The 23443-nt window shown below is 70.6% G+C and carries 21 protein-coding genes; 18 read left to right on the top strand and 3 right to left on the bottom strand.

What is annotated here, in order from left to right:
* Nucleotides 1-15: 15 nt before the first annotated feature.
* Together BM339_RS25640 and BM339_RS25635 are read right to left on the bottom strand one after the other, a co-directional pair.
* Nucleotides 16-1239, bottom strand: coding sequence for a sensor histidine kinase (locus tag BM339_RS25640; RefSeq protein WP_024935907.1), 1224 nt, complete (start codon nucleotides 1237-1239; stop codon nucleotides 16-18).
* Nucleotides 1240-1335: 96 nt separating this feature from the next.
* Complete coding sequence (locus tag BM339_RS25635) at nucleotides 1336-2259, bottom strand: RecB family exonuclease (RefSeq protein ID WP_024935908.1); 924 nt, start codon at nucleotides 2257-2259, stop codon at nucleotides 1336-1338.
* Nucleotides 2260-2364: 105 nt separating this feature from the next.
* Between BM339_RS25635 and BM339_RS25630 the strand changes: the two genes are divergently transcribed.
* The 12 genes from BM339_RS25630 to BM339_RS25575 all read left to right on the top strand — a co-directional run bounded on the left by BM339_RS25630 (nucleotide 2365) and on the right by BM339_RS25575 (nucleotide 15658).
* Nucleotides 2365-3546 (top strand): site-2 protease family protein, encoded by a 1182-nt coding sequence (locus tag BM339_RS25630; RefSeq protein WP_075022451.1) that lies wholly within the window; start codon nucleotides 2365-2367, stop codon nucleotides 3544-3546.
* Between the two features lie 63 nt (nucleotides 3547-3609).
* Nucleotides 3610-4533: a tRNA (adenine-N1)-methyltransferase gene (locus BM339_RS25625; protein ID WP_021593616.1), complete on the top strand. Its 924-nt coding sequence runs from the start codon at nucleotides 3610-3612 to the stop codon at nucleotides 4531-4533.
* A gap of 235 nt (nucleotides 4534-4768) precedes the next feature.
* A complete protein-coding gene (arc, locus tag BM339_RS25620; RefSeq protein ID WP_021593617.1) occupies nucleotides 4769-6532 on the top strand; it encodes a proteasome ATPase in 1764 nt (587 codons plus the stop codon).
* Between the two features lie 132 nt (nucleotides 6533-6664).
* Nucleotides 6665-8182 carry a depupylase/deamidase Dop gene (dop, locus tag BM339_RS25615; RefSeq protein ID WP_024935909.1) on the top strand — a complete coding sequence of 506 codons (1518 nt, stop codon included), beginning with the start codon at nucleotides 6665-6667 and terminating at the stop codon, nucleotides 8180-8182.
* 281 nt (nucleotides 8183-8463) lie between these two features.
* Entirely contained in the window at nucleotides 8464-8673 is a 210-nt protein-coding gene (locus BM339_RS25610) for a ubiquitin-like protein Pup (protein WP_021593619.1), read from the top strand.
* Between the two features lie 94 nt (nucleotides 8674-8767).
* Nucleotides 8768-9913, top strand: a complete 1146-nt coding sequence (locus BM339_RS25605) for an endonuclease VII domain-containing protein (RefSeq protein ID WP_083597889.1) — start codon at nucleotides 8768-8770, stop codon at nucleotides 9911-9913.
* A 209-nt stretch (nucleotides 9914-10122) separates the two neighbouring features.
* Nucleotides 10123-10968, top strand: a complete 846-nt coding sequence (gene prcB, locus BM339_RS25600; RefSeq protein WP_021593621.1) for a proteasome subunit beta — start codon at nucleotides 10123-10125, stop codon at nucleotides 10966-10968.
* A gap of 21 nt (nucleotides 10969-10989) precedes the next feature.
* Nucleotides 10990-11781, top strand: a complete 792-nt coding sequence (prcA, locus tag BM339_RS25595) for a proteasome subunit alpha (protein ID WP_033332840.1) — start codon at nucleotides 10990-10992, stop codon at nucleotides 11779-11781.
* 176 nt (nucleotides 11782-11957) lie between these two features.
* Nucleotides 11958-13316 carry a Pup--protein ligase gene (pafA, locus tag BM339_RS25590; protein WP_021593623.1) on the top strand — a complete coding sequence of 453 codons (1359 nt, stop codon included), beginning with the start codon at nucleotides 11958-11960 and terminating at the stop codon, nucleotides 13314-13316.
* Nucleotides 13317-13465: 149 nt separating this feature from the next.
* Nucleotides 13466-14368 (top strand): FKBP-type peptidyl-prolyl cis-trans isomerase, encoded by a 903-nt coding sequence (locus BM339_RS25585; protein WP_177287780.1) that lies wholly within the window; start codon nucleotides 13466-13468, stop codon nucleotides 14366-14368.
* A gap of 107 nt (nucleotides 14369-14475) precedes the next feature.
* Nucleotides 14476-15132 (top strand): helix-turn-helix transcriptional regulator, encoded by a 657-nt coding sequence (locus BM339_RS25580; protein ID WP_024935910.1) that lies wholly within the window; start codon nucleotides 14476-14478, stop codon nucleotides 15130-15132.
* Nucleotides 15133-15163: 31 nt separating this feature from the next.
* Entirely contained in the window at nucleotides 15164-15658 is a 495-nt protein-coding gene (locus BM339_RS25575) for a DUF3291 domain-containing protein (RefSeq protein WP_075022448.1), read from the top strand.
* A 4-nt stretch (nucleotides 15659-15662) separates the two neighbouring features.
* On the opposite strand, the gene BM339_RS25570 is transcribed toward BM339_RS25575, so the two are convergent.
* On the bottom strand, nucleotides 15663-16745 hold the full coding sequence (locus BM339_RS25570) for a DUF3866 family protein (protein WP_083597888.1): 1083 nt from the start codon (nucleotides 16743-16745) through the stop codon (nucleotides 15663-15665).
* A 92-nt stretch (nucleotides 16746-16837) separates the two neighbouring features.
* Here BM339_RS25570 and BM339_RS25565 point away from each other — a divergent pair, with 92 nt between their 5' ends.
* The 6 genes from BM339_RS25565 (at nucleotide 16838) to BM339_RS25540 (ending at nucleotide 23439) form a co-directional block, all read left to right on the top strand.
* Nucleotides 16838-17866 (top strand): helix-turn-helix transcriptional regulator, encoded by a 1029-nt coding sequence (locus tag BM339_RS25565; RefSeq protein ID WP_075022447.1) that lies wholly within the window; start codon nucleotides 16838-16840, stop codon nucleotides 17864-17866.
* The gene (locus BM339_RS25560; RefSeq protein WP_021593629.1) at nucleotides 17863-18867 is read left to right on the top strand and encodes a helix-turn-helix transcriptional regulator; all 1005 of its coding nucleotides are present in this window, start codon (nucleotides 17863-17865) and stop codon (nucleotides 18865-18867) included. The genes BM339_RS25565 and BM339_RS25560 overlap by 4 nt, the downstream gene beginning before the upstream one ends.
* A 182-nt stretch (nucleotides 18868-19049) precedes the next feature.
* Nucleotides 19050-19253: a hypothetical protein gene (locus BM339_RS25555; RefSeq protein ID WP_021593630.1), complete on the top strand. Its 204-nt coding sequence runs from the start codon at nucleotides 19050-19052 to the stop codon at nucleotides 19251-19253.
* 44 nt (nucleotides 19254-19297) lie between these two features.
* On the top strand, nucleotides 19298-19660 hold the full coding sequence (gene tatA, locus BM339_RS25550) for a Sec-independent protein translocase subunit TatA (RefSeq protein WP_075022446.1): 363 nt from the start codon (nucleotides 19298-19300) through the stop codon (nucleotides 19658-19660).
* A 54-nt stretch (nucleotides 19661-19714) separates the two neighbouring features.
* On the top strand, nucleotides 19715-20575 hold the full coding sequence (gene tatC / locus BM339_RS25545) for a twin-arginine translocase subunit TatC (protein WP_021593632.1): 861 nt from the start codon (nucleotides 19715-19717) through the stop codon (nucleotides 20573-20575).
* Between the two features lie 95 nt (nucleotides 20576-20670).
* The gene (locus BM339_RS25540) at nucleotides 20671-23439 is read left to right on the top strand and encodes a DEAD/DEAH box helicase (RefSeq protein ID WP_075022445.1); all 2769 of its coding nucleotides are present in this window, start codon (nucleotides 20671-20673) and stop codon (nucleotides 23437-23439) included.
* Nucleotides 23440-23443 lie beyond the last annotated feature (4 nt).

Here is a 23443-nt window from a genome sequence, read left to right as displayed (position 1 = left end):
CGGCGGCCGGCCCGCTCACGCCTCCAGCGGGAAACGGGCCCGAACACCGAACCCGCCGCCCACCCGCGGCCCGATCTTCAACTCGCCACCGTACAGCGCGACCCGCTCGTACATGCCGACCAGCCCATGACCCGGATTGTCCCCGTTGTCCGCCATGAACGTCGCCGTGCCACGCCCATCGTCCTCGATCTCCACCGTCAGATCGTCGTCCCCGTAGTACAGCCGCACCCACGCCCGCGCCTGCGGACCCGCGTGCTTCAGCGTGTTCGTCAGCGCCTCCTGGATCAACCGGAACGCCGCCACGTCCACCCCCGGCGACGGCGACCGCGCCTCACCCTCGATCCACAGCTGCACCGACAGCCCCGTCTCCCGCACATGGTCCAGCAGCTCCCCGAGATCGCCCAGGCCCGGCTGCGGCGCCAGCTCCCGCCCCGCCTGCTCGGCGTCCCGGTCCGTCCGCAGCACCCCCACGATCCGCCGCATCTCGCTCAGCGCCGTCCGCCCGACCTCCTCGATCGTCGACATCGCCTCCCGCGCGCTGTCGGAGTCCCGGTCGATGATCCGCCGCGCCGCCCCCGCCTGCACCGTCATCACGCTCACATGATGCGCCACCACGTCGTGCAGCTCCCGCGCGATCCGCGACCGCTCCTCGATCCGCGCCGCCCGCGCGTCGGTGCCCCGCGCCCGCTCCAGCCGCGCCGCCCGGTCCTCCAACTCCGCGAAGTACGCCCGCCGCAGCCGCAGGTTCCGGCCCAGCACCCACACGCCGATCACCAGCGCGCAGTCGGTGATCACCACCACCGGCGAGATCGCCAACGGCAGCATCACCAGATACACCACGAAATAGACGAACGCCGTCAGGCCGCCCAGCGCGCTCTGCGCCAGCCCCCGATGCGCCGCCACGCTGTACACCGCGATCAGGAACGCCGCCACGTCCGGCACCGACGGCGGATACTGCGCCGCCGACAGCACCAGCTCCCCGCCGATGATGAAGATCAGCACCGGCATCGGATACCGCCGCCGCCACGCCAGCGCCAGCGTCACCACGGCCACCAGCAGCCCGTCCCACACGTCCGGGTCGCGGAAGTCCTCCAGGCCGTCGCCCCGCGGGAACTCGCCCACGAACACCTGCGGCAGGCCCACCACCAGCAGCCCCAGCGCCAGCAACGCGTCAGCCGCCGTCGGACGCGCCTGCAACCAGGCGCGGACGGCATGAAGACCACGGATGCGGGGTGACACGACACTCACCCTAGGAGGCCGCGGCAGGTCCAGCCCCCTCCTGGACGCGGATCCGCCGTCCTCCCCAAGGATGACGCGGGCGCCGCCCGCCCCACCCTAGAGATCGTCGTGCTCCCGCACCAGCGCCGTACCCGCCCCCGCCGGCGCCCCCTCCAGGTCCGCGGGCGACGGGCGGTCCACCGGCGCCGACGGCAGCGGCGGGGGAGTGCCCCCGAACTCCGGGCACCGCTCCTTGTGGTCACACCAGTCGCACAGCCGCCCCGTCCGCGCCCGCCACTCGCCCGAATCCATCGCCCGCCGGATCGCCGCCCACAGCGCCTCCACCTTCCGCTGCGTCGCCCGCAGATCCGCCTCGTCCGGCTCGTACCGCAGGATCTCCCCGTTGCCCAGATACATCAGCTGCAGCAACCGCGGGACCCGCCCCCGCAACCGCCACAGCACCAGCGCGTAGAACTTCATCTGGAACAGCGCCCGCGCCTCGAAATCCGCCCGCGGCGCCGTGCCCGTCTTGTAGTCCACGATCCGCACGTCGCCGCTCGGCGCCACGTCCACCCGGTCGATGTAGCCCCGCAGCTTCAGCCCCGAATCCAGCACCGTCTCCACGAACAGCTCGCGCTCCGCCGGCTCCAGCCGCCGCGGATCCTCCAGCGTGAAGTACCGCTCCACCATCCGCCGCGCCTGGCCCAGCCACTCCTCGCGGTCGGCGTCCCCGGCCTCGCCGTCCTCGAACAGCTCCGCCAGCTGCGGCTCCGCCTCCAGCAGCCGCTCCCACTCCGGCCCCAGCATCCGCAGCGCCGCCTCCGGCGTCCGCGCCCCCGTCGGCAGGTCGTACAGCCGCTCCAGCACCGCGTGCACCAGCGTCCCCCGCACCGCCGCCGCGCTCGGACGCTCCGGAATCCGATCAATTACCCGAAACCGGTACAACAGCGGACACGTCATGAAATCGCCCGCCCGGGACGGCGACAACGACCCCACCACCGCCACAGCCGAAACCCCGCCATCCGCCTCCGTCGTCGTCATGGCACAGCAGCGTAGGCGACACCCCCGACGAAAATCCCGCACCCGCCCCACAACCCGGCACGCCCGCCACCACCCCGCCCCACCCGGGGCCGTAGCATCGAAGACGTGACACACAGCGCGCCCCCGACCCAGGGCAGAAAACCCGCCGGCGCCCCCGGCCCCGACGGCGACGGCCCCGACCGCCCCGGCCTCCGCATGGGCCGCATCCTCGGCGTCCCCGTCTACGTCTCGCCCAGCTGGTTCCTGGTCGCCGCCCTCGTCACCATCATGTTCGAAGGACAGGTCCACGACGTCGTCACCCGCCCCGCCAGCTACCTCGTCGCCTTCACCTACGCCGCCCTCCTCTACGGCTCGGTGTTCGTCCACGAACTCAGCCACGCCGTCACCGCCCGCGCCTTCGGCCTCCCCGTCCGCTCCGTCACCCTCCACATCCTCGGCGGCGAAACCGCCATCGAACGCGAAGCCCCCACCCCCGGCCGCGAATTCCTCATCGCCTTCGCCGGCCCCCTCACCAACCTCCTCCTCGCCGGAGCCGGCCTCCTCGCCCACGCCACCCTCACCCTCCCCGACGTCGCACTCCTCCTCCTCGAAGCCCTCACCTTCGCCAACCTCCTCGTCGGCCTCTTCAACCTCCTGCCCGGCCTCCCCCTCGACGGCGGCCGCCTCGTCCGCGCCGCCGTCTGGAAAGCCACCGGAAACAGCCGCAACGGCGCCGTCTTCGCCGGCTGGGTCGGCCGCGCCGTCGCCATCGCCTGCCTCATCGCCGGCGCCTACCTCGCCACCTACACCACCGCCGACGACGGCGGCATCGGCTGGCTCGCCCTCCTCTGGTCCGCCCTCGTCGCCTCCTTCATCTGGGTCGGCGCCACCCAGGCCATCCGCGCCGAACGCGTGCGCGACCGCATCCCCCTCCTCTCCGCACGCCACCTCGCCCGCCGCGCCACCCTCGTCACCGCCGACACCCCCCTCGCCGAAGCCATCCGCCGCGCCCACGACGACCACGCCGGCGCCATCGTCATCGCCGACCACGACGGCAGACCCCTCGGCCTCGTCAACGAGAAGGCCGTCACCGCCACCCCCGAACACCGCCGCCCCTGGATCACCGCCGGCGAACTCTCCCGCGGCATCGACGACGACCTCATCCTCCCCGCCACCCTCACCGGCGAAGAACTCATCGACGCCCTCCGCCGCGCACCCGCCACCGAATACCTCCTCACCGAACCCGACGGCCGCGTCTACGGAGTCCTCGCCACCACCGACGTCGACCGCGCCTTCACCGGCATCTGAACCCCCCGCCCCCACCCGCGGCACGGCCGAACCCGCCCCCACCCGCCGCTAGCCTTGACCTCCATGAGCGAACCCACGCCGCACCGCACCACCCCCACACCCGGCCGCGCCTCCACCGGCCCCTTCCGCCCCGGCGACCAGGTTCAGCTCACCGACCCCAAAGGCCGCATCAACACCATCACCCTCCAACCCGGCAAGCACTACCACTCCCACAAAGGCTCCGTCCCCCACGACGACATCATCGGCAGCCCCGAAGGCACCGTCTACCGCTCCACCGGCGGCACCGAATACCTCGCCTTCCGCCCCCTCCTCACCGACTTCACCCTCCGCATGCCCCGCGGCGCCGCCGTCGTCTACCCCAAGGACGCCGCCCAGATCATCGCCATGGCCGACATCTTCCCCGGCGCCCGCGTCATCGAAGCCGGCGCCGGATCCGGCGCCCTCACCTGCTTCCTCCTCCGCGCCGTCGGCGAACACGGCCACGTCCACTCCTACGAACGCCGCCCCGACTTCGCCGACATCGCCCGCGCCAACGTCGAGAAGTTCTTCGGCGCCCCCCACCCCTCCTGGACCCTCACCGTCGGCTCCCTCGAAGACGCCCTCACCGACACCGGCGCCGACCGCGTCGTCCTCGACATGCTCGCCCCCTGGGAAACCCTCGACCCCGTCGCCAAAGCCCTCAACCCCGGCGGCATCATCTGCGCCTACATCGCCACCACCACCCAGATGTCCCGCATCGTCGAAGACCTCCGCGCCCACGGCGCCTTCGCCGAACCCCACGCCGTCGAAACCCTCCTGCGCACCTGGCACGTCGACGGCCTCGCCGTCCGCCCCGACCACCGCATGATCGGCCACACCGGCTTCCTCGTCACCGCCCGCCGCCTCGCCGACGGCGTCACCCCGCCCGCACGCCGCCGCCGCCCCGCCAAGGGCGCCCACCCCGCCCCCAACGGACACGCCACGCCCGGCCCCACCGCAGAGTCCTAGATCACATTCCCGCGACCCCCGCCGCCCACCCCCGCGCCACACCCCGCCCACAACCACGAAACCGCAGGTCCAAGCGCCGTAACACCCCACCCCACACCACCCCCACGACACCCCCCGCAACCCTCCCCGAACACCCCCGCACGACACGAACACCGAATGGGCAGGTTACGGAAGCCCTCCAGATAGGTAGGGTCTCAGTAGGTCGTCGGCTCTCTTCGTGAGGAGGTGACGGGGCGTGGCCGCTCGTGACGATGCTGGGGCGCGCAGGGCGCAGCACGAAAAGGAGGTCAGAGACCTCCAAACGCAGATCTCCTTCCTGGAGGAGGAGATCTCCGTGCTGCGCCGCAAGCTCGCGGAATCCCCCCGCCAAGTACGTGTACTGGAAGAACGCCTCCACGAGGCACAGGCCAACCTGGCCGCGGTAACCGGGCAGAACGAGCGACTCGTAGCGACCCTCAAAGAGGCTCGCGAACAGATCGTCGCGCTCAAGGAGGAGGTCGACAGGCTCGCACAACCACCCTCCGGATTCGGTGTCTTCCTCGAGACACGCGACGACGGAACCGTCGACATCTTCACCGGCGGACGCAAACTCCGCGTCAACGTCAGCCCCGCCGTCGACGTCGACGAACTCCAGCGCGGCCAAGAGGTCATGCTCAACGAGGCCCTCAACGTCGTCGAAGCACTCGAGTTCGAAGAGCAAGGCGAAGTCGTCATGCTCAAGGAACTCTTCGACGACGGCGAACGCGCCCTCGTGATCGCGCACGCCGACGAGGAACGCGTGGTCAAGCTCGCCGAACCCCTCCGCGGCGTCCCCCTCCGGGCCGGCGACTCCCTCATGCTGGAACCCCGCTCCGGATACGCCTACGAGAAGATCCACAAGGCCGAGGTCGAAGAACTCGTCCTCGAAGAGGTCCCCGACATCTCCTACAACGAGATCGGCGGCCTCGGATCGCAGATCGAAATGATCCGCGACGCCGTCGAACTGCCCTACCTGCACGCCGACCTCTTCCGCGAGCACCAGCTCCGGCCACCCAAGGGCGTCCTGCTCTACGGACCCCCCGGATGCGGCAAGACCCTCATCGCCAAGGCCGTCGCCAACTCCCTCGCCAAACAGGTCGCCGAGAAGACCGGCCAGGAAGGCAAGAGCTTCTTCCTCAACATCAAGGGCCCCGAACTCCTCAACAAGTACGTCGGCGAGACCGAGCGGCACATCCGCCTCGTCTTCCAGCGCGCCCGGGAGAAGGCCTCCGCCGGAACCCCCGTCATCGTCTTCTTCGACGAGATGGACTCCATCTTCCGAACCCGCGGATCCGGCGTCTCCTCCGACGTCGAGAACACCATCGTCCCGCAGCTCCTCAGCGAGATCGACGGTGTCGAAGGCCTCGAGAACGTCATCGTCATCGGCGCCTCCAACCGCGAGGACATGATCGACCCCGCGATCCTGCGGCCCGGCCGCCTCGACGTCAAAATCAAGATCGAACGACCCGACGCCGAAGCCGCCAAGGACATCTTCTCCAAGTACATCCTCGACGGACTGCCCCTGCACCCCGACGACCTCAAGGAACACGGCAACTCCACCGACGCCACCATCGAGGCCATGATCCAGCGCACCGTCGAGCGCATGTACACCGAAAGCGAGGAGAACCGCTTCCTGGAGGTCACCTACGCCAACGGCGACAAGGAAGTCCTCTACTTCAAGGACTTCAACTCCGGCGCGATGATCCAGAACATCGTCGACCGCGCCAAGAAGATGGCCATCAAGCAGTTCCTCGACACCGGCCAGAAAGGCCTCCGCGTCAACCACCTCCTCGCCGCCTGCGTCGACGAGTTCAGCGAGAACGAGGACCTGCCCAACACCACCAACCCCGACGACTGGGCCCGCATCTCCGGCAAGAAGGGCGAGCGGATCGTCTACATCCGCACCCTCGTCTCCGGAACCAAGGGCTCCGAAGCCGGACGCTCCATCGACACCGTCGCCAACACCGGCCAATACCTGTAACCCGGCCCGGACCGTGACACCGTACGCGGCGGCCCCCGCACCAGGGGCCGCCGCCTACGCCTGCCACGCCACACCCGCCGCGAACAGCGGGCCCCATGGCTCCACCCTCCAGGCCCCGATAGGCTCGACGATATGAGTGTTCGGCGGGTGATGGGCATCGAGACCGAGTACGGCATCTCCGTACCCGGCCAGCCAGGGGCCAACGCGATGGTGACCTCCTCCCAGGTCGTCAACGCCTACCTCGCGGCATCGGCCGCACGGGCCCGCAGAGCCCGCTGGGACTTCGAGGAGGAGAACCCCCTCCGCGACGCCCGCGGCTTCGACCTCGCCCGCGAGGTCGCCGACCCCACCCAGCTCACCGACGAAGACCTCGGCCTCGCCAACGTCATCCTCACCAACGGCGCCCGCCTCTACGTCGACCACGCCCACCCCGAATACTCCGCACCCGAATGCACCAACCCCCGCGACGCCGTCATCTGGGACAAGGCCGGCGAACGCGTCATGGCCGACGCCGCCCAGCGCGCCGCCCTCGTCCCCGGCACCCACCCCATCCAGCTCTACAAGAACAACACCGACAACAAGGGCGCCTCCTACGGCTGCCATGAGAACTACCTCATGCGCCGCGAGACACCCTTCGCCGACATCGTCCGCCACCTCACCCCCTTCTTCGTCTCCCGCCAGGTCGTCTGCGGCGCCGGCCGCGTCGGCATCGGCGTCGACGGCCGCGGCGACGGCTTCCAGATCAGCCAGCGCGCCGACTTCTTCGAAGTCGAAGTCGGCCTCGAGACCACCCTCAAACGCCCCATCATCAACACCCGCGACGAACCCCACGCCGACCCCGAGAAGTACCGCCGCCTCCACGTCATCATCGGCGACGCCAACATGGCCGAGCTCTCCACCTACCTCAAGCTCGGCACCACCTCCCTCGTCCTCGCCATGATCGAGGACGGCTTCCTCACCGTCGACCTCTCCGTCGACATGCCCGTCGCCGCACTCCGCGCCGTCTCCCACGACCCGTCCTGCAAGCACCTGCTCACCCTCCGCGACGGCCGCAAGATGACCGCCGTCCAACTCCAGATGGAGTACCTCGAGCAGTCCCGCAAGTACGTCGAGGACCGCTTCGGCGCCGACGTCGACGAGATGACCCGGGACGTCCTCGACCGCTGGGAGTCCGTCCTGCACCGCCTCGGCGACGACCCCATGCAGCTCTCCCGCGAACTCGACTGGGTCGCCAAGCTCTCCCTCCTGGAGGGCTACCGCAGCCGCGACGGCCTCGACTGGTCCCACCCGCGCCTGCAGCTCGTCGACCTCCAGTACACCGACATCCGCCCCGACAAGGGCCTCTACAACCGCCTCGTCGACCGCGGCCGCATCGACCGCGTCATCACCGAGGCCGAGGTCCAGGACGCCGTCGAGGACCCGCCCGAGGACACCCGCGCCTACTTCCGCGGCCGCTGCCTGCGCCAGTACGCCGAATCCGTCGCCGCCGCCTCCTGGGACTCCGTCATCTTCGACGTCCCCGGCCGGGAGTCGCTGCAGCGCGTCCCCACCCTGGAGCCGCTGCGCGGCACCAAGCAGCACGTGGGCGCGCTCCTGGACCGCTGCCGTACCGCGGCCGACCTCGTGGCCACCCTCACCGGCCAGAGCTGAACCAGACCTCCTCCGGGCCGGGCGGCGACAACGCCGCCCGGCCCGTTCGCGCACCCGTCGGATAGCGCCGCTATCGAATTCGAACACACCTCGCTGACCTGCGCCGACGGCCGAGGTCTCGGTTTCGTGACCGCTATGCCCGTTTCGCTGGTGCGCCGACCGGCGATAACCCGAGCAAGTCCCCGGCCCCCGGGGTGGAGGCGGCGAAACGGGTCTTCAAGATCCGCTGGCGGCCGAAGATCGGAGATAGGGTCGAAGGACCGGCAGAGCGGAGGTACCGAATGGCCACGAAGGACACCGGCGGTCAGAAGCAGACCACCCGGCGCACGGAAGAGGTCGAAGAGACCGAGGCCACGACCACCGAGGACGTGCAGGAGCGCCAGGAGAAGCTCACGGACGACGTGGACTCAATTCTGGACGAAATAGACGAAGTATTGGAAGAGAACGCAGAAGACTTTGTCCGGGCATACATTCAAAAAGGCGGACAGTAACCCCCAAAACGGACATTCCGTGAGGCGGGAAAAGGCCTTCTTCTGATAATCGAATAAGGTGCGTTGACGTGGGCGGGACGGTAAAGTCTCGCCCATGTCAACGAAAAGGTGCCCCGACTGCGGGGAAACAAAGTCGACGTCAGAGTTCTGGAAGCTCAAAGCGTCCAAAGACGGCCTCGCGTATTACTGCAAGGTCTGCTTCGGGCTGCGTAACGGCCGTTACTACAGGAAGAAGCAGGCGAGTTCAGGCAAAGAGGTCAGGGCCTACCGGAGGCGCCAGCACGTTCCAGAGGGCATGAAATGTTGTGCTCGCTGTGACCAGGTAAAGTCAGTGGGTGAATTCGGTAGGAATCGCGCAGAAAAGTCCGGGCTTACCACGTACTGCCGTCCCTGTCACGCGGCCGCCATGGCGGAAGGGAGAATCCGGAATTACGGAAGTGGGCGCAACTGGCAGCTCGTGCGCAGGTACGGTGTCACCGAGGCCGAAGTCGAGCGGATGATCGCCGAGCAGGGCGGTGTCTGTGCCATCTGCCTCCGGGCCGATGCCAAGCACGTCGACCACGACCATCTGACCGGCCTCGTCCGCCGCATCCTCTGCTTCAAGTGCAACGGCGGGCTGGGGCAGTTCCACGACGACCCCGTTCGGATGCGCTTGGCGGCGGACTACCTGGAGCTGCGGGGTTCCCACGCACGGCGGATGCACATCGAGATCGGCGCCCGGGTCTTCGGCGGGCCGGGCCGCGTCCGGTGGGATCCGTTCTGGCGGACGGCAAAGAACACGACGCAGTCGGCGCGGCACTACCACCTGCGCCAGAAGTACGGGATCAACGACGAGGACACGCAGTGGCTCCTGAAGTTGCAGGTCGGCCTCTGCGCGGTGTGCTCCGACCTCCCGGCCGAGCACGTCGACCACGACCACACGACCGGTATGGTGCGCGGCCTGGCGTGCGCAGAGTGCAACACAGGGATGGGCCAACTGCGGGACGATCCGATCACGCTTCGGCGGGCGGCGGACTACGTCACGGGTCGGCTCGTGAAGACGGTGGCCACTGAGGACGGCGGTGCGCGGCTCTCGTTGACGGTTCCGGACGTCGATCCGGCGTCGGTTCCGCGAGGTGGCTGGAAGGCCCTCTGGGAGGAGGACGGCCAGTACCGGAAGGAGACGCTTCCGTTCGACGAGGAGCTGGACTTCCCTCCGTGGGACGATTCGGAGCCGGTCGGCGTGCCGGGGTCGGTGTGAGAGCGGGCGGGGCGGCCGGACTGCGGGATGCCGTGGCCGTGCCGCCCCGCTGCCGTGCCGTGGCTCGCGGGCGTTGGGGGCGGGTTCGCCGTGGGCTGATCGGGCCGGGGATCGCGTGGCATGCGCGCGGGCGACCTTGAACAGTAGGGTCGTAGACGTCCGCGCCGGGGGGTCGAGAATCCGGCGCATGTGGAGGGGAAGGGAGTCGCGTGGCGTCCCACGATTCGTACACCGGACGTCTGCCGGGGTTGTTCGCGAGCCCGGACACGTCGTCGTTCACGGAGTTCCTCGGGGCGTACTCCCCGCAGCTGCTGCCCGGTGGGCGGACGCCGCCCGCGTCGCGTGCGGGTGACGAGATCCCGCATGGGACGACGATCGTCGTGGTGGGTTTCCCGGGCGGGGTGGTGATGGCGGGGGACCGGCGTGCGACGGCGGGCAACGTCATCGCGCAGCGCGACATCGAGAAGGTGTTCCGGGCGGATGAGTTCTCGGCGATCGCGATCGCTGGGACGGCCGGGATCGGGATCGAGATGGTGCGGTTGTTCCAGGTGGAGCTGGAGCATTACGAGAAGCGTGAGGGCCGGACGCTGTCGGTGGAGGGGAAGGCGAACCGGCTGGCGACGATGGTGCGGCAGAACCTGGGCATGGCGATGCAGGGTCTGGCGGTGGTGCCGCTGTTCGCGGGCTACGACGAGGATCGGGACGAGGGGCGGATCTTCTCCTACGATCCGGCGGGCGGCCGGTACGAGGAGCGGGACTTCCATTCGATCGGTTCGGGGTCGGTGTTCGCGCGTGGTGCGCTGAAGAAGCTGTACCGGCCGGATCTGTCGGGGGAGGATGCGGCGCTGGTGTGCGTGCAGGCTCTGTACGACGCGGCCGATGACGATTCGGCGACGGGTGGTCCCGATCTGACGCGCCGGATCTTTCCCGTGGTGGCGTCGGTGACGTCGGACGGGTACCGCCGGCTGGGCGAGGACGAGGTGGGCGCGTTGGCGCAGGCCGTCGTCGATGGACGTTACGACTCGCCGGGCGGTCCGACCGCCCCGCTGCGATAGAAGGGATCCTGACCGGTGTCCATGCCGTTCTATGTGTCGCCCGAACAGCAGATGAAGGACAAGGCGGACTATGCGCGTAAGGGGATCGCGCGGGGCCGCAGTGTCGTGGTGCTGCAGTACGACGACGGCATCCTGTTCGTGGCGGACAATCCGTCGCGGGCGCTGCACAAGATCAGTGAGATCTATGACCGGATCGCGTTCGCGGCGGTGGGGAAGTACAACGAGTTCGAGAATCTGCGGCTGGGCGGTGTGCGGTACGCGGACATCAACGGGTACCAGTACGACCGGCGGGATGTGACGGCGCGGGGTCTGGCGAACGTGTACGCGCAGTCGCTGGGGACGATCTTCACGGAGACGAACAAGCCGTATGAGGTGGAGCTGGTCGTCGCGGAGGTGGGGGAGGACGCGGAGACGGATCAGATCTACCGGTTGACGTTCGATGGTTCGGTGGCGGATGAGCACGGCTATGTCGCGATGGGCGGGCAGGCCGAGGCGGTTGCGCAGTCGCTGAAGGACGGGTACCGGGAGGGTTCGTCGCTGGAGGAGGCGTTGCGGACGGCGGTCCGGGCGCTGGAGGCGCAGGATTCGGAGCGGCGGTTGGAGGCGCGGTCGCTGGAGGTGGCGGTGCTGGACCGCAATCGTGAGCATCGGTTGTTCCGGCGGCTGTCGGCGGCGCGGATCGGTGATCTGCTGTCGGCGGGGGACGACGGGGGGTCGGGGATCACGTCGGGTGGCGGGAAGGCCGGTGACGCCGAGGGTGAGGCTGAGGGTGCCGGTGAGGCCGGTGCCGGTTCGGGGGCGGACGAGGAGTGAGGTCGGCCGGCGCGTCGCCCGGTGGGGTGGCGTGCCGGTGGCGGGCCCGTCGTGGCCGGGGCGGTGTGGTGCCCTTGCCGTGGCGGGCCTGCGGCGTTTGCGGGGTGGGGTGGCGGCGGGGAAACGGTGGGCTGTTGAGACTGCCAAGTGGGGGCTGCGCCGCATAGGGTCATGGTGTGGACAGGCGCATCTTCGGGCTTGAGAACGAGTACGGCGTCACCTGTACGTTCCGCGGGCAGCGGCGGTTGTCACCGGATGAGGTGGCGCGTTATCTGTTCCGCAGGGTGGTGTCGTGGGGTCGTAGCAGCAACGTGTTCCTGCGGAACGGGGCGCGGCTCTATCTGGATGTGGGGAGTCACCCGGAGTACGCGACGCCGGAGTGCGACAGTGTCGTGGATCTGGTGACGCATGACAAGGCGGGGGAGCGGATCCTGGAGGGTCTGCTGGTGGACGCGGAGCGGCGGCTTCGTGAGGAGGGCATCGCCGGCGACATCTACCTGTTCAAGAACAACACGGACTCGGCGGGGAACTCGTACGGGTGTCATGAGAATTATCTGGTGGGGCGGCACGGGGAGTTCGGCCGTCTGGCGGATGTTCTGATTCCGTATCTGGTGACGCGGCAGATCATCTGCGGGGCGGGGAAGGTGCTGCAGACGCCGCGTGGTGCGGTGTACTGCGTGTCGCAGCGGGCGGAGCACATCTGGGAGGGTGTGTCGTCGGCGACGACGCGGTCGCGTCCGATCATCAATACGCGGGATGAGCCGCATGCGGATGCGGAGCGGTTCCGGCGGCTGCATGTGATCGTCGGTGACTCGAACATGAGTGAGACGACGATGCTGCTGAAGGTCGGGGCGACGGACCTGGTGCTGCGGATGATCGAGGCCGGGGTGGTGATGCGTGATCTGACGCTGGAGAACCCGATCCGGGCGATCCGGGAGGTCAGTCATGACATGACGGGGCGGCGGAAGGTGCGGTTGGCGAACGGCCGGGAGGCGAGTTCGCTGGAGATCCAGAAGGAGTATTTCGGGAAGGCGCGCGACTTCGTGGACGCGCGCGGCGGGGACGCGACGGCGAAGCGGGTGCTGGAGCTGTGGGAGCGGACGCTGCGTGCGGTGGAGACGGGCGATCTGGATCTGGTGTCGCGTGAGATCGACTGGGTGACGAAGTACAAGCTGATCGAGCGGTATCGGCGGAAGTACGATCTGCCGTTGTCGTCGCCGCGTGTGGCGCAGCTGGATCTGACGTATCACGATGTGCATCGTGATCGTGGGTTGTATTACCTGCTGGAGAAGCGGGGGTCGGTCGATCGGGTGTCGCGGGATCTGGACATCTTCGAGGCGAAGTCGGTGCCGCCGCAGACGACGCGGGCGCGGTTGCGGGGGGAGTTCATCCGGAAGGCGCAGGAGAAGCGGCGTGATTTCACGGTGGACTGGGTGCATTTGAAGTTGAACGATCAGGCGCAGCGGACGGTGTTGTGCAAGGACCCGTTCCGGTCGGTGGACGAGCGTGTGGACAAGCTGATCGCCGGTATGTAGCGGGGGTCGGTGTGCGTGGTGTTCCGGCGCGGGGGTGTTGTGCGCGCCGGACGCTACTGGCAGGTCACCTGGGCGGTAGGGTGAGCGCGCAGTAACGCTCGTCACCCCCCGAAGGACCGTGTATGCGCCGTCGTGTTCGGTTGTTGTCCGTGGTCGTCGTGCTGGCCGCGCCGTTGGCGTTGTCCGCCTGTTCGGGCGGTGGGGTGGACGTCGATGTGAGCGGGGATTTCGGGAGGTTGCCGCAGGTGCGGTTCCCGAAGGGGGAGCCGGGTGATTCGTTCGCGGTGAAGACCGTGAAGGAGGGCAAGGGGACGGCGGCGCGCAAGGGTGATCTGGTGGTGGCCGATTATGTGGGCTACCGGTGGAACAAGGGCGGGCGGAAGCTGCTGGCGAGCAGTTACGCGAAGGGTCAGCCGGGGGCGTTCCCGACGGGTCAGCTGGTGCCGGGGTTGACGAAGGCGTTCGATGGGGCGCGGCCGGGGTCGCGGGTGGTGGCGCGGATTCCTCCGAAGGACGGGTTCGGGGATGAGGGGGATCCGAAGCACCAGGTGGGTGCGGACGACACGCTCGTGTATGTGCTGGACGTCCGGGCGGTGTATCCGCGGACGGCGGGTGCGCGGGGTGTGAAGCAGGCGCCGTTGGGTGATCCGGGGTTGCCGAGGGTGGCGGAGGCGGCGGCGGGGCAGCCGCCGGTGGTGACGATGCCGCGTTCGGCGCCGCCGCGGAAGCTGCAGGTGCGGGTGCTGGTGAAGGGGGACGGCCCGGCGGTGCGGAAGGGCCAGTTGCTGGCGTTGCAGTATGCGGGGTACTTCTGGCGGGACGGGAAGGTGTTCAACTCGTCGTGGTCGGAGGGGCATCCGTTCGGGGCGATGATCGGGACCGGTCAGGTGATGAAGGGCTGGGATCAGGGGCTGGTGGGGCAGCGTGTGGGGAGCCGGGTGCTGCTGGTGGTGCCGCCGTCGCTGGGGTACGGGTCGAAGGGCCTGGCGCAGTTCGGGATCAAGGGGAACGACACGCTGGTGTTCGTCGTGGACCTGCTGGGCGCGCACTGACGCACTGACGGCACTGACGCGCTGACCCGCACCGCGCGCCGAACGCCCAGGCTGTCCGTGGCCGGCGCGCTTCTAAACGGGATCCTCGTTGTTCATAGAATGGCGGGGTGGAGGACATCGACGCGATCGCGCTGCTGCAGGATCCGCTGCGGCGGCGGTTGTACGAGTTCGTGGCGGCGCAGGGCCGTGAGGTGGGGCGGAACGAGGCGGCGGAGGCCGCCGGTGTGGCGCGGACGCTGGCGGCGTTCCATCTGGACAAGCTGGTGGACGCGGGGCTGCTGGAGGCGGGCAGCAGGCGGTTGACGGGGCGTTCGGGGCCGGGGGCGGGGCGTCCGGCGAAGGTGTACCGGCGGTCGGCGGTGGAGCGGGACGTGTCGGTGCCGGCGCGGGATTACCGGACGGCGGCGGGGCTTCTGGCGGAGGCGGCGGAGGCGGCCGGTCTGGACATGGAGCTTCAGGACGCGGCGCGGCGCAGGGGGAGGGCTCTGCGGGGCGGGGGCGGGCCGTGCGGGGATCTGGACGATGTGGCGGAGGTGCTGGCCGGTCGCGGGTATGAGCCTGTGCGGGACGAGGGCGGGGCGGTGGTGCGGATGCGGAACTGCCCGTTCCATGCGGTGGCGGAGCAGTTCCCTCCGCTGGTGTGCGGGATGAATCTGGCGTTGCTCGAGGGGCTGGTGGAGGGGTCGCGGGTGCGGGTCCGGATGGATCCGCGGCCGGGGTGGTGCTGTGTCGCGGCCGAACCTTCTAAAAACAACGAAGATTGACATAGAGGGGCCGGCGTGGTGAGGTGAGGCCATGAGCGAAGACGCCCGGTACCACCTCGCCCAGTTCAACGTCGCCACGCTCCACCACCCGCTGGACGATCCGCGCATGGCGGACTTCGTCGCGCTGCTGGAGCCCGTCAACGCGCTCGCCGACGGAACGCCCGGGTTCGTGTGGCGGCTGGTGGAGGAGGGGGAGGCCGACGCCACCGGGATGCGTCCCGCCGGCGAGGACGTGATCATCAACTTCTCGGTGTGGGAGTCGTCGGAGGCGCTGTGGGACTTCGTCTACCGCAGCGCGCACCTGGAGACGATGCGGCGCCGCCGGGAGTGGTTCCGGCGGCATGTGGACGCGCACCTGGTCCTGTGGTGGATCCCGGCGGGGCACGTCCCGACGGTCGGTGAGGCGCTGGAGCGCCTCGCGCACCTGCGCGCGAACGGGCCGTCGCCGCGCGCGTTCACGTTCAGCTCGTCCTACACGGCGGAGGAGGCCGCGGGCGCCGGCGAGGCCGAGCCCGCGGCCGTGTGAGGGGTCAGTCCAGCAGGGCGGCGGCGTGGCGGCCCGCGGCGGCGGCGGTGAGGAAGTACGGGAGGTCCTCGTCCAGGCGGCGGCCCATCGTGGACAGCCGGACGCCCCAGTCCTTCTCCGCGGCGCGGAGGATGTCGTGGAGGCCGTCGACGGGGACGGGGACGAGGCGGTGGCGGTCGCCGAGCGGTGCGGCCTCGGCGGCGACGCGGGCGCCGAAGGGGCCGCCGAGCTCGGGGACCGGGATGTCGGCGGCGGCGAGAGCGACGCGGCCGTAGGCGGTGAGGCAGTGGTGGGAGACGCCGATGTGGCGTTCGCGCTTGTCGCCCTCGCTGACCCGCAGGGAGCCGACGGGGCGGCCGCCGAGCACTGACGCGGCGTTGACGGCCTCGCCGGCCGAGACGCCGGAGAACCCCCAGCGGGTGCCGGTCCCGAGGTTGCCGGGGCCTTGGGCGAGGACGGCGACGTCGGCGTCCAGGACGAGCCGCGCCGCCAGCAGGCCGGTGTGGACGGTGACGGTCTCGAGGTCGCCGCCGAACGCCTGCCCGGCGGTGACGGTGGCGGCGAGGGCGCCGGCGTCCTTCAGGCGGGCGATCGACATGGAGAACCAGGACGGCAGCGCGCCGCCGTCCGGCATGACGTACACGACGCGGGTGGACGGCCGTGCGGCGAGCAGGGCGGCCAGGATCGGCGGGAGCGCCGAGTGCAGGTCGGCGATGATGACGGGCATGCCGTCGAGGGAGTCGGCGTCGCGCAGGGCGTCGTGGTGGGGGGAGTCCTGCTCGTCGGCGCCGAGGACGGTGGCCTGCAGGGGGGTGTAGCGGGCCTTGACGAGGTGGCCGGGCCCGGCCGGGTCGGGCGGGAGCCGGTCGGGGACCGCGACGACCATGGCGTAGCCGCCGGTGCCGAGGCCCATCGCCAAGGCCGTAGTGTTGAGCAGGACGGTGTCGCCCGGCTCGGGCCGCCCCACCAGGGCGGGGTAGGCGAGGGCGCGGTGCGTGCCGTCGCCCCCGATCGAGACGTTCAGTTCGACCGCCCCGGGCCATTCACGGCGGATGTCCTCAACTGTGCCTTTGCGCCATCGGATCACACCGGGAAACGGTAGCGTCCTGGACGACGGCACGCGGGGACGATCGGCACGTCGGCCGGGCCGGGCTCACGGAGGAACGAGGTGGTGGCGAAGTGTCGCGGCGCAAGACCGAGCGGCTGCTGAACCTGGTGGTCTGCCTGCTCGCCACCCGGCGCTATCTGACGGCGGAGCAGATCCGCCGTGCGGTGCCCGGCTACCCGGACTCCGACGAGGCGTTCAAGCGGATGTTCGAGCGCGACAAGGAGGAGCTGCGCGAGCTCGGCGTCCCGCTGGAGGTGGGCAGCGACCAGCAGGGCGGCGGCGGTGAGGAGATCGGGTACCGGATCCCGCCGCAGGCCTACGAGCTGCCCGACATCCACCTGACCCCGGACGAGGCGGCGGTACTCGGCCTCGCGGCGCGGGTGTGGCAGCGGGCGAGCATGGCGGAGGCGGCGTCGGGGGCGCTGCTGAAGCTGCGGGCGGCCGGGGTGGAGACCGACGCGGCGACGGCCGTGGGCATCGAGCCGCGCGTGAACACCCAGGACCCGTCGTTCCCGGCGCTGTGGGAGGCGGTGCGCGACGGGCGCCCGGTCGCGTTCGACTACCAGGGGATCGGCCGGACGTCGGTGGCGCGGCGGCATCTGGAGCCGTGGGGCGTGGTGAGCCGGCGGGGCCGCTGGTACGTGGTCGGGTTCGACCGGGACCGCGACGAGCAGCGGGTGTTCCGGCTGAGCCGCATCGTCGGGGAGGTCGCCGCGGACGGCCCGGCCGGGTCGGTGACCGTCCCGGACGGGGTGGACGTGCGGCGGATCGCGTTCGACTGGGGCGACCCGGTGAGCGAGCCGCGGCCGGCGGCCGTGCGGCTGCGGCGCGGCGCGGCGCAGGGCACGCGGCGGTGGGCCCGGGACGTGCGCCCGGTCGACGACCCGGAGTGGGACGGGGAGTGGGACGAGGCGGTCCTGACGTTCCGCGACGTGGACCGGTTCGCGCCGTACCTGGCGCGGTTCGCCGGTGATGTGGTGGTGCTGGATCCGCCGGACCTGCGGGAGGCGGTGATCCAGCACCTGAAGTCGGTGCTGGCCGCCGCCGGCGGGCACCCGGCGGGCGGTCACGCGGACCTGGGGGAGATGAACGGCCGATGACGGCGAAGGCGGCCGCGAAGACGGCGGCGACGACGTCCACGGACCGGCTCGGGCGGCTGCTGGCGCTCGTCCCGTACGTGGTGAACCGCGACTCGGTGGCGCTCGGCGAGGCCGCCGCCGCGTTCGGGGTGACCGAGAAGCAGCTGATCGACGACCTGAACCTGCTGTGGTGCGTGGAGCTGCGGGCGCCGGACCCGTACTGCCCGATCGACCTGTCCTACGAGGGCGGGGAGATCACGGTGGCGGAGGCCGAGTCGATCGCGCGGCCGCTGCGGCTGAAGGTGGACGAGGCGAGCGCGCTGCTGGTGGCGCTGCGGATGCTGGCGGGGATCCCCGGCCTGGACGACCGGGACGCGCTCAGCCGCGTGATCGCGAAGCTGGAGAGCGCGGCGGGCGCCGCCGCGGCGGTGTCCAGCCAGGTCGCGGTGGAGGTCGACACCTACGGCGGCACGGCGGACCCGGCCCGCACCGCGGTCGGGGTGCTGCGGGACGCGATCGCGGCCGGCCGCCGCGTCCACCTGACCTACTACGTCCCGGCGCGGGACGAGAACACCGAGCGCGACGTGGATCCGATGCGGCTGCTGGTCGTGGAGGGCAACACCTACCTGGAGGGGTGGTGCCGCCGGGCGGAGGCGGTGCGGCTGTTCAAGCTGGACCGGATCGCCGACCTGTCCGTGCTGGACGTCCCCGCGCAGGTGCCTGACGACGCGGAGCCGATCGACGTGGACGCGGGCCTTTTCCGCCCGTCGCCGCAGGACGAGGCGGTGACGCTGGAGCTGTCCCCGCGCGGCCGGTGGGTCGCCGACTACTACCCGTGCGAGAGCGTGGAGGAGCTGGGGGAGGGGCGGCTGCGGGTCGTGCTGCGCACTCCCGACCCGCGCTGGGTGCGGGGCCTGGCCCTGCGGCTCGGCGACCAGGGCCGTGTCGTGGCGCCCCCGCACCTCGCGGACGGCGTCCGCGAGGACGCACTCCAGGCCCTGGCCCGCTACGGCCTCGCTTAGGCGAAGCGAACCGGGGTCGTCCCCCACAGGGCACGGGCCGGAGCGGCAGCGAACCGGGGGTGTGAAGGGTCATCCGCTGCCAGGGCTTGGGCGTGAACGCTAGCGAAGCGGTGCGGGCCTGGGTGGTGGCGGCGCTGGCGTGGGCGTGGGCGTGGGTGGGGCGGATCGGATAGCGTGGCGGCGTGTCGTGGGTCTCGGTGTCGGTTTCGCTCGGTTTCGCCGGTATGGCCGTGCTCGCCTGGTGCGCGTTCAAGGTGTGGCTGGGCGTGCGGCGCTTCGGGCGTGAACTGGAACGCACCAGGCGCCGGCTGGAGCCGAAACAGTCGGCGCTGCGCGATGAACTGTCCCGTCTCGATGAGGCTCGGTCGTCACAACCGCCCGGGTAGGGCGTACGATCGTCCTGAACGGGCCCCTGCTGAAGAGGATTGACATGGCTGGACTTGGCACGACCGAGATTCTGATCATCCTTGCGGTCGTCCTGCTGCTGTTCGGGTCGACGAAGCTTCCGCAGCTCGCGCGGTCGTTGGGCAAGTCGGCGCGGATCCTGAAGGCCGAGACCAAGGGCCTGCACGACGACGAGGACGACAAGTCCGACAAGTCCGGTGAGACGGCGCAGGCCGGGCAGGGTGACGAGGCGCGCAAGGAGGCGGCGCGGCTCCGCGAGGAGGCGGCGCGGCTGGAGCGCGAGGCGGCGGCCGGAGACGGCGGGCAGCGTCCGCGCGGCGCGCTCGGCTCGGGCGAGCCGATCCAGGGCGTGCCGGTGTCGGACCCCGGCCGGATCCACAAGGGCTGACCCCGGCCCCGCCCCCCGATTCCTGTCGCCGAACACCGAGCCTGATTGCCCACGATGAAGCTGAGCAGGCGCGACGCCGCCCCCGACGGCCGCATGCCCCTCATGGAGCACCTCCGTGAGCTGCGGAACAGGTTGATCAAGGCGATCCTGGGTCTGCTGGCCGGTGCGCTGGTCGGGTGGATCCTGTTCGACCCGATCTGGGACTTCCTGAAGCAGCCCTACACGCGGATCCCGCCGGAGCACTGCCTGAACGGCAAGTGCGACCTGGTCGTGCACGGGATCTTCGACGGGTTCTTCATCCACCTGAAGGTCGCGCTGATCGTCGGGGCGGTCCTGTCGTCTCCGGTCTGGCTGTACCAGATCTGGGCGTTCGTCGCGCCGGGCCTGTACCAGAAGGAGCGCCGCTGGACGTACACGTTCCTGGCGGCGGCGGTGCCGTTGTTCGTGCTCGGCGGCGGGCTGGCGTACCTGACGATGGACAAGGGCCTGAAGATCTTCATCGGGCTCGCGCCGGGCGACACGACCGTGCTGGTCGGCGTGCAGGACTACCTGGGCTACGCCCAGGCGATGCTGTTCATCTTCGGGCTGACGTTCGAGCTGCCGCTGTTCGTGGTCATGCTGAACCTCGTCGGGGTCCTCACCCACGAGCGGATCCGCAGGTCCCGGCGGATGCTGATCTTCGGAGTGTTCGTCTTCGCGGCGGTTGCCACCCCCAGCCAGGACCCGTTCACCATGCTGGCGCTGGCGCTCCCGACGATCGTGCTGTTCGAGGTCGCCGAGCTCCTCGCGTTCTTCCACGACCGGCGGATCGCCCGCCGCCCCGACCCCTACGAGAGCCTGTCGGACGACGAGGCGTCCCCGCTGGACCTGGAGCGGATCGACGCCGAGCTGGAGAGGGGCGACCGCGCCGTCTGACCGACCGCGCCGTCCGACCACCGCCCGCGCCGTCCTGCCCCCGCCGGGCGGGCCGGATTGGTGGTGGGGGCCGTCGGAACCGTAGGCTCGAAGGCATGACCACCCCCGACACGACGTCGGCCGGGGAGAGCCCGGCCCAGCGGTACGCCGCCTACCGCAGGCGCACCGCGGGGCAGGGCCCGGCCCTGCTGGACTTCCGCACCCTGTACGACTTCGAGTTGGACGAGTTCCAGCTGGAGGCGTGCCAGGCGCTGGAGGACGGCAGCGGCGTCCTGGTCGCCGCGCCCACCGGATCCGGGAAGACGGTGGTGGGGGAGTTCGCCGTCCACCTCGCCCTCACCGGCGGCACCAAGTGCTTCTACACCACGCCGATCAAGGCGCTGTCGAACCAGAAGTACGCCGACCTCGTCCGCCGGTACGGGCCGGAGAAGGTCGGGCTGCTCACCGGCGACAACAGCGTCAACGGGGAGGCCCCGATCGTCGTCATGACGACCGAGGTCCTGCGGAACATGCTGTACGCGGGGTCGCAGACCCTGGCCGGCCTCGCGTTCGTCGTCATGGACGAGGTGCACTACCTGGCCGACCGGTTCCGCGGCGCCGTCTGGGAAGAGGTGATCATCCACGTTCCGGACTCGGTGCGGATCGTGGCGCTGTCGGCGACCGTCAGCAACGCCGAGGAGTTCGGCGAGTGGCTGCACGAGGTGCGCGGCGACACCGCCGTGATCGTGGACGAGCACCGTCCCGTGCCGCTGTTCCAGCACATGATGGTCGGGACCCGCCTGTACGACCTGTTCGTCGACACCGGCAAGGGCAAGGACCGGCAGGCCCGCCTGAACCCGCAGCTGACCCGGATGGCGGTGGAGGAGGTCCGCCGCGCCAAGGTCAACCAGGGGCGCCGGACGGGACGCCGCCGCGCGCCCCGCCCGCAGCGGTTCCGTCCGCCGGCCCGGCCGGACGTGATCGAGCGGCTGGAACGTGCCGGGCTGCTCCCGGCGATCACGTTCATCTTCAGCCGCGCCGGCTGCGACGCGGCCGTCCTGCAGTGCCTGCACGCCGGGATCCGGCTGACCTCCAAGGAGGAGGCGGAGGAGATCCGCGCGCACGCCGAGCTGCGCACCGCCGACATCGCGCCCGAGGACCTGCGGATCCTCGGCTACGGCGACTTCCTGGACGCCCTGCAGCGCGGTGTCGCCGCCCACCACGCCGGGATGCTGCCGACGTTCAAGGAGATCGTCGAGGAGCTGTTCACCCGCGGGATGATCAAGGCGGTGTTCGCGACGGAGACGCTCGCGCTCGGCATCAACATGCCCGCCCGCACCGTCGTGATCGAGAAGCTCGACAAGTGGAACGGCGAGGCGCACGTCGACCTCACCCCCGGCGAGTACACGCAGCTGACCGGGCGGGCCGGGCGGCGCGGCATCGACGTCGAGGGGCACGCCGTGGTGGTGTGGGGCCCGAACGTGGAGCCGGCGTCGGTCGCCGGGCTCGCCGGCACCCGCACCTACCCGCTGAACTCCAGCTTCCGGCCGTCCTACAACATGGCCGTCAACCTCGTCGGCGCCGTCGGCATCGAACGCGCGCGCACCCTCCTGGAGGAGTCGTTCGCGCAGTTCCAGGCCGACCGCGCCGTCGTCGGCCTGGCCCGCCAGGTCCACAAGAACGAGGAGGCGCTGGAGGGGTACGCGAAGGCGGCGCAGTGCCACCTCGGCGACTTCATGGAGTACGCCGCGATGCGGCGGCGGCTGTCGGACCGCGAGTCGGAGCTGTCGCGCGAGCGCGCCGGCGCCCGCCGCGCCGGGGCCGCCCGCTCCCTGGAGCACCTGCGGCCCGGCGATGTGATCATCGTGCCGTCGGGGCGGCGGTCCGGCCTCGCGGTGGTCCTCGACCCGGGCGTCGGGCGCCGCTCCGACGGCCCGGCGCCGCTGGTGCTGACCGTGAACCGGTCGGTGCAGCGGCTGTCGATCCAGGACTTCCCGCGCGCCGTGGAGCCCGTCGAGCGGATCCGCATCCCGAAGTCGTTCAGCCCCCGCAACCCGCAGGACCGCCGCGACCTGGCGTCCACGCTCCGCAACAAGGTCCCCGACGACGTCCGGGAGCGGCGGCGGTCGCGCGGCGACTCCGCCGCGACCGACGACGCCGAGATCACCCGGCTGCGCGCCGACCTGCGGCGGCACCCCGTGCACGGCTGCGACAAGCGCGAGGACCACGCCCGCTGGGCCGAGCGGTACCACCGCCTCGACCGGGAGACCGAGCAGCTCCGCCGCCGCGTCGAGGGCCGCTCCCAGGTGATCGCCCGGACGTTCGACCGGGTGTGCGCCGTCCTGCAGCAGCTCGGCTACCTCGACGGCGACTCCGTCACCGATGAGGGCCGCCGCCTCGGCCGCATCTACAACGAGCTGGACCTGCTCACGGCCGAGAGCCTGCGCGAGGGGCTGTGGGAGAAGCTCGACCACGCCGAGCTGGCCGCGTGCGTGTCCGCGCTGGTCTACGAGTCGCGGCAGCCCGACGACGCCGCCCCGCCCCGCACCCCCGGCGGGGCCGCGCAGGACGCCCTGGCCTCGATGGTGCGGCTGTGGGGGGAGCTGGACGCCGTCGAGCGCGACAACCGCGTGTCGTTCCTGCGCGAACCCGACCTGGGGTTCGCGTGGACCGCCTACCGGTGGGCCAAGGGCGACGACCTCGACGAGGTGCTGCTGGAGAGCGACCTGACCGCCGGCGACTTCGTCCGCGCCGTCAAGCAGCTGCTGGACCTGCTCGGCCAGGTCACCGACGCCGCGCCGCCGAACAGCCACCTCCGCAAGACCGCGCGGCGCGCGATGGACGCGATGCGGCGCGGTGTGGTGGCGTACTCCTCGGTCGCCTAGAACG

Source organism: Actinomadura madurae (assembly GCF_900115095.1).
In the GTDB taxonomy this organism is placed as follows: domain Bacteria; phylum Actinomycetota; class Actinomycetes; order Streptosporangiales; family Streptosporangiaceae; genus Spirillospora; species Spirillospora madurae.
This window is presented reverse-complemented; position numbering and strand designations above follow the sequence as displayed.